Origin of the sequence: Roseiarcus fermentans, assembly GCF_003315135.1 — a bacterium.
Classification (GTDB): Bacteria; Pseudomonadota; Alphaproteobacteria; order Rhizobiales; family Beijerinckiaceae; genus Roseiarcus; species Roseiarcus fermentans.
Genome location: NZ_QNRK01000038.1, coordinates 27,918 through 40,768, shown reverse-complemented (window position 1 = coordinate 40,768; position 12,851 = coordinate 27,918). Strand labels below are relative to the sequence as shown.

At 68.4% G+C, this 12,851-nt stretch carries 8 protein-coding genes; 6 read left to right on the top strand and 2 right to left on the bottom strand.

Annotated features, from left to right (window positions below; genetic code table 11):
• Window positions 1–39: 39 nt before the first annotated feature.
• Window positions 40–1,446 carry a wax ester/triacylglycerol synthase family O-acyltransferase gene (locus DFR50_RS25375; protein ID WP_113892064.1) on the bottom strand — a complete coding sequence of 469 codons (1,407 nt, stop codon included), beginning with the start codon at window positions 1,444–1,446 and terminating at the stop codon, window positions 40–42.
• Between the two features lie 111 nt (window positions 1,447–1,557).
• Between DFR50_RS25375 and DFR50_RS25370 the strand changes: the two genes are divergently transcribed.
• From DFR50_RS25370 to DFR50_RS25360, 3 genes are all read left to right on the top strand, one after another.
• Window positions 1,558–2,283, top strand: coding sequence for a DUF8198 family protein (locus DFR50_RS25370; RefSeq protein ID WP_113892063.1), 726 nt, complete (start codon window positions 1,558–1,560; stop codon window positions 2,281–2,283).
• Between the two features lie 64 nt (window positions 2,284–2,347).
• A complete protein-coding gene (locus DFR50_RS25365) occupies window positions 2,348–3,871 on the top strand; it encodes an acetate--CoA ligase (RefSeq protein WP_113892062.1) in 1,524 nt (507 codons plus the stop codon).
• 193 nt (window positions 3,872–4,064) lie between these two features.
• Window positions 4,065–4,838 carry a sulfotransferase family protein gene (locus DFR50_RS25360; protein WP_210209042.1) on the top strand — a complete coding sequence of 258 codons (774 nt, stop codon included), beginning with the start codon at window positions 4,065–4,067 and terminating at the stop codon, window positions 4,836–4,838.
• Between the two features lie 17 nt (window positions 4,839–4,855).
• On the opposite strand, the gene DFR50_RS25355 is transcribed toward DFR50_RS25360, so the two are convergent.
• Entirely contained in the window at window positions 4,856–5,587 is a 732-nt protein-coding gene (locus DFR50_RS25355; protein ID WP_113892060.1) for a sulfotransferase, read from the bottom strand.
• A 233-nt stretch (window positions 5,588–5,820) separates the two neighbouring features.
• Here DFR50_RS25355 and DFR50_RS25350 point away from each other — a divergent pair, with 233 nt between their 5' ends.
• From DFR50_RS25350 to DFR50_RS25340, 3 genes are all read left to right on the top strand, one after another.
• Window positions 5,821–8,763 carry a hypothetical protein gene (locus DFR50_RS25350; protein ID WP_147262918.1) on the top strand — a complete coding sequence of 981 codons (2,943 nt, stop codon included), beginning with the start codon at window positions 5,821–5,823 and terminating at the stop codon, window positions 8,761–8,763.
• Window positions 8,764–9,538: 775 nt separating this feature from the next.
• Window positions 9,539–10,933 (top strand): glycosyltransferase family protein, encoded by a 1,395-nt coding sequence (locus DFR50_RS25345; RefSeq protein ID WP_147262917.1) that lies wholly within the window; start codon window positions 9,539–9,541, stop codon window positions 10,931–10,933.
• Window positions 10,934–10,936: 3 nt separating this feature from the next.
• Window positions 10,937–12,811, top strand: a complete 1,875-nt coding sequence (locus tag DFR50_RS25340; protein WP_113892057.1) for a rhamnan synthesis F family protein — start codon at window positions 10,937–10,939, stop codon at window positions 12,809–12,811.
• Window positions 12,812–12,851 lie beyond the last annotated feature (40 nt).

The following is a 12,851-nucleotide window of genomic DNA, read 5'->3' as shown; positions in this document are numbered from 1 at the left end:
AACCGGCCCACGACCCGCGCCCACGCTCTGCGACCTCCCCTACTGCGCCGCTTCCGCCTCGTCCTCCCCCGCCGCATCGAGCAGCACGAAATACAGGTATTTCTCGAACTCCTCGTGGAAATGGCGCACCACCGCCTCGGGGACCGGCGTCAGCGCCACGTCGGTAATCAGGCCGAACTGGACCTTTCCGGCATAGGACAGGATCGACACGCCCATGCCGGTGTCTCCCGTCTGCGGCACCCAGAACAGCGACTGTTTCAAGAGGCTGCCGGCGACGGTCAGCGGTTCGGCGGGGCCCGGGACGTTGGTCATCACCGCGGTCGCGCGGCTGACGATCAGGTCGAACAGCTTGTCCTGGACGATCTTGGGCAGCACGCCGAGGGCCGCGAACAGGCCGAGCGTCGTCTGCGGTTCGTAGGAGGTCTTGAGCGCCAGCATGCGGCGACGGACGGTCGCCAGCCGCTCGAGCGGGTCCTCGATGCCGACCGGCAATTCGACGCCGATGATGCCGAAGCGGTTGCCGAGTTCGACGTCGCCGGGCGCCCGCAGGTTGATCGGCACCAGCGCCCGGCATTCGACCCCCGCGGTCCTGTCGCCGCAATCGCTGAGGTAACGCCGCATCGCGCCGGCGACGCTGGACAGGAGAATGTCGTTGATCGAGCATCCGAGCGCCCGGCTGACCGCCTTGACCTCGGGCAGGTGCAACGGCTCGCTCCAGGCGACGCGCTTCGTGCCGCCGGGCTTGCCTTTGAACCGCGTCGCGCTGTCCTTGGCCATGATCAGGAGGTAGCCGAGCTCGGCGGCGACTCCGGCGCCGTCGCGCAGCAGACCGGCGGCGCGCAGCGGATCGCGGACGAGGCCCAGCGCCGTCTTCACCGCCGAGCCCGACACCTCGGCGCCCGAGTTGATCGCGGCGACGACGGGCGCCATCAGGCCCTGCAGAAAGCCTTCCTCCTCGTGATCGCCGCCGGGGCTCGCCGCGCGATGCTGCGGCCCGTCGACGAGCTTCATCGTGACGTCCATCAGCGCCATGCCGTCGGCGATGGCGTGGTGCATGCGGAAGATCACGGCGGCGCCGCCTTCGTATTTTTCCACGACGTGCACGGTCCACAGCGGATGGTTGGGATCGAGCGGCTCGGAGGCGAGTTCGCCGACCAGCCGCTCGAGCGCGTGCTTGCCGCCGCGTCCGGGCAGGCGGATGCGATGGATGTGTCGCCCGAGGTCGAAGTTCGGGTCGTCGCGCCAGAACACGCCCGAGGCGGTGCGCTCGACCAACTGCCGGTAGCGGCGGTAGCCGAGGAGCCCGTCGGCGATCTGCGCCTCGACCTCGTCCAGCGCGACCGGCCCTTCCAGCATCCACACCCCGATGATCATCATCAGGTTGTTCGGCCGGTCCATGCGCAGCCAGGTCGTGTCGACCGGCGACATGCGCTCCCTGTGGCTCATCCCTGTCCTCCCGTTTCGCCGCTGTTGTAGCGCCTTTGCGGCGGCGCAAAAAGCGCCATGGCGGGACTTAGGGCGAATCGCCTAACACGATCCGGTATAGAAGGCGCCGCGATGACCAAGGACACCTACCGCGACCTCCTCATCACCGAGCTCGATCGCTCGCAGGCGCTGCGCGCGCGCGCGCAAGAGGACGAGGCGTTCGCCCGACGCCGTAGCCTGCTGCGCGACTGGCAGGCCGGGCGACTCGGGCGCACCCATCGAGACCTCCTCGAGAGCCCCCGCTTCGCGGCGGCGGCGAAATTCTTCCTGACCGATCTCTACGGGCCGACCGACATCAGCCGCCACGTCGAGGACGTGCGCCGGATCGTGCCGCTGATGACGCGGGTGCTGCCCGATTCCGGCCTGGCGGCGGTCGCTCACGCGGTCGAACTCAACGCCCTGTCGGAGAGCCTGGACGGGGCGATGGTGGAAATCCTCGGCGCGCGAATCGTCTTCCTCGACGAGGCGTCCTACGGCGCGGCCTATCGCAGCGTCGGGCGGGCCGAAGAGCGGGCGCGCCAGATCGACCTGATCGAGCTTTTGGGCGGAGCGCTCGACACCCTGACCCATATCCATCTCATCGGGGCGACGCTGAAGATGATGCGCAAGCCGGCGCAACTCGCGGGCCTCGGCGCGTTGCAGGCCTTTCTCGAGCGCGGCTATTCGGCGTTCGGGGCGATGCGCGGCGGCGCGGGCGAGTTCGTGAGCCTCGTGGTCTCGCGCGAGCGGGCGATCTCGATTGCGGTGCTCGCGGGCGACGACGAGGCGCTGAGCCGGCCGCCGGCCGCGGCCGGTTGAACCGGGACAGATTTTCGCAAAAACGCTTGAGCCGCGGCGGCCGCGCCGTCACAATCGCCGCACCATGCCTATCCCCGCCGACGGTCGTTTCAACCTCGCCTGGCATTGCCTCGGGCGGCAGGCGCGGGCGCGCGGCGGCAAGATCGCGCTGATCATCGCCGAGGATCCGGACACGATGGAGTCCTGGACCTACGCCGAACTCGACGCCAAGGTCCGCCGCCTCGCCGGCGGCCTCGCCGCGAGCGGCCTCAGCAAGGGCGACCGGGTGATGATCCGCGCCGGCAACGACGTCGAGGCGGTGCTGGCCATTTTCGCCACCATCGCGATCGGCTGCGTCGCCCAGCCGGCCTCGCCGATGCTGACCGTGGAGGAGGTTCGGGCGCTGGCCGCCGATTCCGGCGCCGCGGCGATCGTGCTCGACGACGCCGATCCGGCGGTGCGGGCGGCGTTGGCGTCGCTCGTCGTCTTCGACCACGGCGACGTCGTCCGCCTCGCGGCGGAAAGCGCGCCCGCCGACTACGCCCCGACTGCGGCCGACGATCCCGCCTACCTCGTCTACACCTCCGGCTCGACCGCCGAGCCGAAGGGCGTGCTGCACGGCCATCGCGTGGTCATCGGCCGCGAGCCGATGCACGCCGACTGGCTGGGCCTGACCGGCGACGACGTCGTCCTGCACGCCGGCAACATCAACTGGACCTACACGCTCGGCGTCGGCGTGCTCGACCCCTTTGCACGCGGCGCGACGGGCGTGTTGTACGCCGGCCCGCGCGATCCCGGAGTCTGGCCGCGGCTGATCGAGGCCACGGGGACGACCCTCTTCGCCGCCGTGCCGAGCCTCTATCGGCAGGCGCTCAAGTACGGCGATCCGTCGCGCATGTGGCCGACGCGGCTGCGCCACGGCGTCACGGCGGGCGAGGCGCTGTCGCCCGACCTCCTGGCGCACTGGCGCGAGGCGACGGGGACCGGGCTCTACGAGGCGCTCGGCATGAGCGAGATTTCGACCTATGTGTCGAGCAGGCCCGACGAGCCGGTCCGTCCCGGCTCGCCGGGGCGGCCGCAGCGCGGCCGGCGGGTCGCCGTGCTGCCGGTCGAGGGCGGGACCGACCCGCTGCGGCCGGGCGAGATCGGGCTGCTGGCGGTTCACCGCAGCGATCCCGGACTCATGCTCGGCTACTGGAATCGCCCCGAGGAGGAAGCGGCCGCGTTCCGCGGCGAATGGTTCCTCGGCGGCGACCTGGCCGAGTTCGACGCCGACGGTTGGGTCTGGCACCGCGGCCGCAACAACGACATCATGAACGCCTTCGGCTACCGGGTGTCGCCGCTCGAGGTCGAGAAGGCGCTCGCCGCCCACCCCGACGTCGCCGACGTCGCGGTGGCGGAGCGCACGGTTTCCGGGGACGTGTCGGTGATCGCGGCTTTCGTGGTCGGAAAGCCCGGGCGGGCGCCCGACGAGGCGGCGCTCCTCGCCCACGCGGCGGCGCGCCTCGCCGTCTACAAGCGCCCGCGCCGGATCGTGTTCGTTGACGCGATTCCCCATACGCCGAACGGCAAGGTCAGCCGCCGGCTGCTGCCGCAATTGATCGCATGACAGGCTCGAGTCGAGCGCGGCGATCCGCCCCGCTTGCTCGACGAGACCCGCAGCTCGAAAAGGCGGCGTTTGAAAGCGCGAGCCTCGTCGCTCGCGCCGAGCCCGACACGGCGAGCGTGAGCGCCATACCGAATCTCACCGGGACATGGTAAACATCAGTCACGAACCTGAAGCGCACTCCGGACGGACGCGCGTGATCGTCGACTTTTTCATTTGCGGCGTCCAGAAAGGCGGCACGACGGCCCTGGATTCCTTCCTGCGCCGTCACCCCGACATCGAGATGGCGAAGATCAAGGAGACGCATTTCTTCGACGACGAGTCGGTCGACTGGACCCACCCGGACTACGACAAGCTGCACGCCTGGTTCGACGCCGACCGATCCAGGCGATTGCGGGGCGAGGCGACGCCGATCTACAGCTATTGGCCGAACGCGATGGAACGGCTGCGCGCCTACAATCCGTCGGCGAAGCTGATCGTGGCGCTGCGCCATCCGGTCCTTCGGGCGCTGTCGCATTGGCGGATGGAGACGGCGCGGGGCGCCGAAACCCTGTCCTTCGCCGAGGCCATTCGCCCGCCGGCGCGGGCGCGGGTCCGCGCCGCGGCGAACGGGGCGCACCGGGTCTTTTCCTATGTCGAACGTGGCTTTTACGCTCCCCAGGTCGAGCGACTGCTCGACCTGTTTCCGGACGGACAGGTCCTGTTCCTGCGGACCGACGCGATGTGGCGAGATCTACCCGCGACGCTGAACGCGATTCACGCTTTTCTCGGACTCGACGCTGGCCCGGCCGTCGAGCGGCGCCGCGTCGTCGCGATCGAGACCGACAAGAGCGCGCCGCTCGCGTCGGCCGACGCCGAGCGCCTCTGCGAGCTCTACGCTCAGGATATCGAAAGGACGCAAGCCCGGACCGGGCTGGACCTCAGCGACTGGCTCGATCCCAAATCGGCCTACCATGAACCCATGGAATAGCCGGTTCGGCCATCGCCCTACGCGTAGCCGAGCCGCTCGAGCCAAGGCCGAAGCAAAGCGCCGAGCTCCGGGGACAGGCTGGGGATCTCGGTCGCTTTCTCGGCGAGGAAGCGTCCGTGCCGGTACTCGGGCAAGAGGAGGTCGCCGTTGTCGGTCTGCGACAGCATCGCCGCGTCGTACGGCAGGCCGAGGCAATCGCACAATTCGGCGAGAACGCGCTTCGGATCGGACACCAGATTTTCGTATCGGCACCAGAACGCGAGGGCGCGGGCCGCCCTCAGCCGCTCGAACAGCCTGGCCGCATAACACCATTTGATCGCCGCGCGCACGGGGGGCTGTCCCGTTCTGCGGACTTTGGAATCGACGCACGACGCGCCGTGACGGAGGATGAAGACGATGCGGTAGCCCGTCATGGCGCCGACGAACCGCTCGACGACGTCGACGCGGGCATCATTCAGGGCGTTGTGCTCTTCCAGCCCGCCGATCTGCTCGGTGGTGATCTTGTTTCCCCACACCCGGCCGGGATGCTTCAGAACCTCGTCGTCGCAGGCCGCGCGAAACGCCGTCAGCCTGTCGTCGATCAGGCTCGCGGTCGCGGCGATGGGAAAGCTGTCGCCCATGAGAAGGCCGGCCGATCGATACTCGCTCCTCATGACGATGCGCGGGTGCCCGTCGAGGCAGGCGGCCAGGATCGACGTGCCGCCGCGGCCTGCGCCGATCACGAGCAGGGGAAGGTCTTTCGCCTCCATCCGTTCCGCCTCCTTCCGTCGGAAACAGGACGCGCCGCCTCGGGCGGAGGCGACGGCCCACCGTTCTTCATGCGCGGTATGGTCGTTGACGGAGCGCCCGGTCAACGTCGTTCAAACAAAACGGCTGCCGAAGGCGAGCCCCGGCGCCGCCGAGGCCATTCAGCCTCCCTCGCCGGATGGTGACACTGTGCGTTGACTCTGGTAACGCACCCCTTTCTGCGCAGGGAATTGGTGTGTCCGACGCTATTCTCGTTCTCGGCATGCATCGCGGCGGCACGAGCGCGGTCGCCGGCGCCCTCACGAAGCTCGGCGGCGGCGCGCCTAAGACCCTGATGCCGGCCAATTCCTTCAACGAGCGGGGCTATTACGAATCCCTCGTCCTGTACTGGTTTCACGACGAACTGCTCGCGTCGGCGGGTACGACTTGGGACGACTGGCGCGCCTTCAGCCCGGGCTGGCTGCGCTCCCCGGCGGCGGCGCCGTTCCGGCGCCGGGCGCTCGACCTGTTCGAGGCGGAGTTCGGCGCCTCGCCCCTTCCCGTCCTGAAAGACCCGCGAATCAGCCGGTTCGCTCCGTTCTGGCTCGACCTGTTGCGCGAGAGTGGGCGCATGCCCCACGTGGTCATCCCCGTCCGTTCGCCCTTGGACTCGGCGCTGTCGCTCAAGCGCCGCGACGGGTTTTCCCTCACCAAGGGCCTGCTGCTGTGGCTCAGGCACTGCCTCGACGCCGAGGCGCACAGCCGCGGCGAGGCCCGCTCGATTTTCGCGTGGAGCGATTTCGCCGCCGGCTGGCGCGGCGTCTGCGACCGGATCGCGGCGGACACGCGCCTCGCCTGGCCGCGGCTCTCCGACCGCGCCGGACTGGAGATCGACCGGTTCCTGTCGGAAGCCCTCATTCACCACGAGACCGACCTCGACACGCTGCGCGCCAACCCGGACGTCCACGCATGGACGCTCGCCGCCTACGAGGCGCTGCTCGAGCTCGGCAGGAACCCGCAGTCCAACTCGGCGCTCGCGACACTCGACCGGATCCGAGCGCTGCTCGACGATTCGAGCGCGCTGTTCGGCCGCCTGCTGATCGACCACGAGGTCGACATCGAGCGGCTGAAGGACGAGGCCGGCGCGCTGGCGAGCGAACGCGACGGCCTGCGCGCCCTCGCCGACGCGGCCGCCGCGCGCGCCGAAGCCAGCGCCCGCGCCATCGAGGTGGAGGTCGAGCGTGCGCGCGTCGAGGCGGAGCGCGAGCGAGCGGCCTTGTCCGACGCCGCCCGGTCCGCCCGCGCCGAGCGCGACGCGTCCGCCGCCGAGGCGCGACGCCTCGCCGACGAACTCGTCGCAACGCGCCGGCGTCTCGACGAGCAGGCGGCGCGCGCGGCGGAATTCGAGGCGTCCTTCATCCGGGCGGAGAACGAGGCCGACGCCGAGGCCGAGGCGCGAGCCGAGCTTCGCCGAGAGCGCGACGCGCTCGCGCAGGAGCAGTCCCGGCTCGGCGTCCGCCTCGACGAGGTCCAGCTGGCGCTGGAGGAAGGTTCGGCGCGCGCCGCCGAGCAGGCCCTGCGCGCGTCCGAACTGGAGCGGGCGCTCGGCGAAGCGCAAGCCGACAGGGGGGCGCTCGGGGAAGCGCTGGCGGCTTCGCAGGCGGAGCGCGAGGCGCTGGCGGAGGGGCGGCGAAGCCTCGCGGGCGATCTCGACGCGTTGCGCGCGGACCACGCGTCGCAGGCGGCTGCATTTGAGCAGGCGCTCGCCGAGGCGCGCGGCGAAACCGGCGCCGTGCGCGAAGCCCTGGAAGCGGAGCGCCTGGCGCTCGCCGACGAGTGCGCGCGCCTCGCCGCCGACCTCGCCGCCGGGGAGCGGCTGACCAGCGGTCTCTCCGCCCGCCAGACGGAGCTCGAGCGAGCGCTCGCCGATGCGGCGGAGCAGCACGCCGCGCTGACTGCCGACATCGACCGCCTTCGCCGGGAAAGCGCCGAGGCCGAGGCGGAAGCCGGCCGCCTGGCCGCGGACCTCGTTCAGGCGCGCCGCGACCGAGAGGAACTGGCTTCCCAGCGCGACCGGCTCGCGTCGGAGCTGGAAGGCCAGCGGCGGCTGGCGACCGAATCCGCCGCTCTGGCCCGACGCGCGGCGGAGCTGGAACGGGCGCTCGGGGACGCGCAAGGCGACCGGCAGGCACTCGCCGAAGCGCTGGCGACCTCGCAGGCGGAGCGCGCGGCGCTGGCGGAGCGGCATGAGCGCCTCGCCGACGATCTCGACGCGTTGCGGGCGGACGGGGCGTCGCGGGCGACCGCGTACGAGCGGGCGCTTTCCGAAGTGCGCAGCGAAACCGTCGCCGTGCGCGACGCCCTGGAGGCGGAGCGCCGGGCGCTCGCCGACGAGTGCGCGCGGCTCGCCGCCGGCCTTGCGGCAGGCGAGGAACTGGCGAACGCGCTCGCCGATCGCAAGGGGGAGCTCGAGCAGGCGCTCGACGGCGCGGCGAACCAGCGCAACGCGCTGCTCGTCGACGTGGAACGCCTTCGCCGGGAAAAGGCCTGGGCCGAGGCCGAGCGCGTCCGCACGGCCGCGGACCTCGTTCAGGCGCAGCGCGACCGGGAGGGACTTGCATTCCACCGCGACCGACTCGCGTTCGAACTGGAAGGCCAGCGCCGGCTCGCGGCCGAAGCCGCCGCTGCGGTGGAAGCCGCCCGGCGCGATCAGGCGGCCCAAGCCCTGAGCCTGAAGACGCGGCTCGTCGACGCGGAAGCGGCGCTTTCGGCCGCGAGGCGAAAGGACGGCGGGCTGCTGCCGGGGCTGTGGCGGGCGCAGATGGCGCGCAAGCTCGTCCGCGCGGGCCTCATCGCCCCCGAGTGGTACGCCGACACTTACCCGGACGTCGCCGGAAGCGGCCTCCGCCCCGCCGCGCACTACCTCACGGTCGGCTTCGCCAGGGGCTACAAGCCGAATCCCTACTTCGACACCCGCTTCTATCTCGACCAGAACGAGGACGTCCGCCGCTCCGGCCTCAACCCGCTGGTCCACTACCTGCTGCACGGCTGGCGCGAGGGAAGGGATCCGAGCCGGGAGTTCAGCACCCGCCATTATCTCGAAGAGAACCTCGACGTGAAAGCCTCAGGGCGAAACCCGCTCTCGCACTATCTTCAGGACGGGCGGCACGAAGGCCGGCCGCCTCCGCCCGCGCGCTGAAGGCGGCGGGAGCAAGTGGGCGCCGCCGCCGCCGCGGCCACAATGGACGCTTGTCCACGATGTGTATTTCCGCTACCAGAGACTGGCCAATCGCTCGACCAGCGGTCGCGCGTGCGGACGAGGTGGTTTCCCACGACGGGGTCTTCGGTTGATAGGTATTCTTGGCAGGATTGTCCCGGGTCCGGGGCGGCGCGCGAGGCGCCTGGACGAAGACGTGGCGATCCTGCGCAAGTCTCCGCTTCTCGATCCGGTCTGGTATCGGCAGTCTTACCCCGACCTTCGCGACACGCCGACCGACGTTGCGCGACATTATCTCGAACACGGGGCGGCCGAAGGGCGAAATCCGGGGCCGCAGTTCAACACCGCTTTCTACCTGCAGAACAATCCGGACGCGGCCTCGTCGGGCCTGAATCCGCTTGTGCATTTCATATTGCACGGGCAAAAGGCCGGCGTCGCGTCCGGCCCGCCGACCGGGCAAGAAGTTCGGCAGCAGTGGGTTCGAAGTCCCGACGCGCTCAGAAGAGAGTTTCTTGACGCGCTCGTCGCCCGACGTTCAGCCGGGGCGACCGAAGCCGCCGCTTCGCCAGGTCGACCGCTTCCCGAAGAGGAAGAGTTCGCGAGAGGTTTCGACGTCGAGTTCTATCTCGAGAGCAACCCGGACGTCTGCGAGGCCGGGATCAACCCGATCGTCCACTATCTCGATAACGGCTGGATAGAGGGCCGCGATCCGGCGCCCTGGTTCGGAACGCGCTACTACCTCAAGGCGAACGCCGATGTGGCGGCGGCGGGCGTCAACCCGTTTTGGCACTACATCGCGTCAGGCGCCAAGGAAGGACGTCCGGCCAGGAGGGAGACGGACGCCCGGCGACGTCTCCTGGAGCATCTCGATTTCCCGGAGACGGAACGGAAACGGGTCCTCGTTCCCGACAGGGATCGAATCGACGAGGATCGACTCGATCAACGGCTAGTCTCGGCGTTGCAATCCGCTTCGGGGATTGTTTGCTCGATCAGCCATACTTGTTATCCAAGCGTGACGGCAGGGACCGAACTGTTCATAGGCGACGAGCAAGCGCGACTGAACAGCGATGGTTTCACATATATACACATTTCTCCTGTTTATCCATCGAACATGACCTTCGACGGATCCGCCGCTGACGAATGCTGGATCGTCATCGACGGGGAAAAAATCGGCGTCGCAAGCTATGCGACGATCGCGCGAGCCTTGCGCACGCATGCCCAACGCGCCTCCATGAGACGGATATTTGTCGTTCACTCTGCGCAAGGGCATTCCACGCGCGGCCTGATCGCGATTTGCGAAGCCCTGGACGCCGCCCACGCTTATTATTGGCTTCATAATTATTCGTCGGTTTGCTATGGCGACAACCTGCTCAGGAACAACATCCTGTTCTGCCAGGCGCCGCCGATCGGCTCCGTCGCATGCGACATCTGCATCTTCGGTGGGGACCGCGAACGGCACGTCGGCAGTCTGAAGGCCTTGTTCGATATCGCAAATTTCGTCGTGGTCGCCCCTTCCGAGGCCGCGCGCGACATCTGGAGCCGCGCGTCCGACCTGCCCCGGCGGTCCGTGGTCGTCGTTGAGCACTGCCGGCTCGTCGGTGCGGCGCGACGCCCGCACCGCGATGTGCGGCCGGGCCCCCCGGTGCGCGTTGGGTTCCTGGGTTACCCGGTCATGCACAAAGGCTGGACCGTGTTCGAGCGGATCGTGAGCGCCACCCGAGGCGACAGCGCCTATCAATTCTTTCATTTCGCTTCCGCGAAGGCGATCGTGTCCACCACGCGGATCGAGGGTGTCGCCGTCGACGTGAGCAGGGACAGGCGGGATGAAATGACCCGGGCGCTGACGACGCACGCCATTGACGTCGTCGTCATTCCCGCGCTCTGGCCGGAAACCTTTTCCTACACGACATTCGAGGCCCTGGCCGCGGGGTGCGACGTCCTGACGCTTGCCGACAGTGGAAACGTCGCCGCGAAAGTCTCGTCGAGCCAGCGCGGAAGGGTGTTCCCCGACGAGGAATCCCTGGTCGGATTTTTTACAAGTCATCAAGTCGTCGACCTCGTCCGGATCCGGGCGAGCCAGCCGAACGCGGTCAGTTCGATCGTCCATTGCGGAACGACGGCGGCGCTCGTCGCCGACGGCTCAATTGGGTGAAAAATGTCCGGAGTTCATGTCTTCACCAGTTTTACCTATTCCTATCTGTCCCGAGCCCGCGTTCTGGCGAAGAGCGTCCGAAGACGACACCCTGACTGGACTCTCTGGGCCGTACTCGTCGACAGACCGCCGCCGGGCTTCGACGACAGGCTGTGGGAAGGCGAATTCGACCACGTTCTGGACGCCGCCGATCTGTTCCCGGGCGTGTGGCGACAATGGATATTCAAGCATCATATCGTCGAGGCCTGCACCGCAGTCAAGGGTCACGCCCTGCTGCATCTGCTCTCGCTCGGAGCGGAGAAAGTCATTTATCTCGACCCGGACATCGCGGTCTTCCATGACCTGGGCGACCTGGTCTCGAAGCTCGACACCCACTCGATTGTTCTGACGCCGCATCAACTGGATCCAAACCTGGCGGAGAGCGAGATCGCCGATAACGAACTCACGTCGATGAAGTACGGCATATACAATCTCGGATTTCTGGCCGTGCGCAACGACGGCAATGCGGTGAGGATGGCCAAGTGGTGGGCCACTCGCCTGTACCATGCGTGCTACGACGACGTGACCAACGGGATCTTCACCGACCAGAAGTATTTCGATATTGTCCCGGGACTTTTCGGCGGCGTTCACGTCGAGCGGGATCCCGGATACAATGTGGCGAGCTGGAATTTGAGCCGTCGCGACATCGAAATTTCACCGGGCGGCGAAATTCTGGTGAACGGATCGCGGCTTCGCTTTTATCATTTCACGAAGATCAATTCGGACGGCGATTCGATGACCGAACGCTATGCCGGGACCAACCTCGCGGTCTACGAGGTATGGAACTGGTACAAGCGCGAGCTTCGGGGCATGGAGCTCGAAACCATACCGAACAGATATTGGCGCTACGGCCAATTCGAGGATGGGACGGCGATTCCAAGGGCGGCGCGCCTCGTGTGGCGGACGAGGCCCGAACTCATGGCCTGCTTCCCAGACCCCTTTGCTTCGGGGCCCGACAGCTATCAGTCCTGGTGCGACCGCCGCGAAACCGCCCGTCGGGACGGGGATGACGAACCCGCGCTCCCGGCCGACAATGCGCGGTCAATCGAAGGCGCTCGCGGCGACGCCGTCGCCGCGGTCGTCCACGTCTTCTATCCCGAACTCCTCGCGGAGATCCGCGACCTCCTGACCGCCTACACCGGCCCGCTGAAGCTGTTCGTGACGACGACCCGGGACAAGGCCGACGCCGTCGGAGTCGCCCTGCGAGGCTTTTCCCATCCGTACGAGGTCGGGATATTTGAAAATCGCGGCAGAGACGTGCTGCCGTTCCTGCTGACCCTGCCTCGGCTGATGGCCGAGGGGTTCGACTTCATCCTGAAACTTCACACGAAGAAGTCGACCCATCGCCGCGATGGCGGGCGGTGGCGGCGCGAGCTGCTGACCGGATTGGCCGAGCCCTTTGAGCTGCAATGGACGATCGGCCGCCTCCAGCGACGCCCGGACGTCGGCATGGTCGCGCCGGAAGGGCATGTCCTGAAGCTGTCCGCCTACTGGGGAAGCAACGAGGCCAGGACGCGCGTCCTGGCGCAACGGATGGGGGTCGCACAGGCCGGCGGGGAACCCGAGGCCTTCGTCGCGGGGTCGATGTTCGTGGCGCGAACCGCCGCGCTCGCGCCCATCGCGTCGTTGCGCCTGTCGCCCGAGGCTTTCGAGCCGGAGTCGGGGCAAACGGACGGAACGCTCGCGCACGCCGTCGAGAGGGCTTTCGCCTACAGCGCCGCGGCCGCGGGGTTGAGAGTCGCAGCCAAGCCCGCTCTGGCCTTGGGCTCGGGCGACGATCTCGCGCTCGTCGCGAACGAGACCTATCGATTTGCGCCCCGAAGCGACATCGCCGCCTGAAGAAGCCGCGAGGTGGACTGGCGGGCGGAGGTCGCCGAGC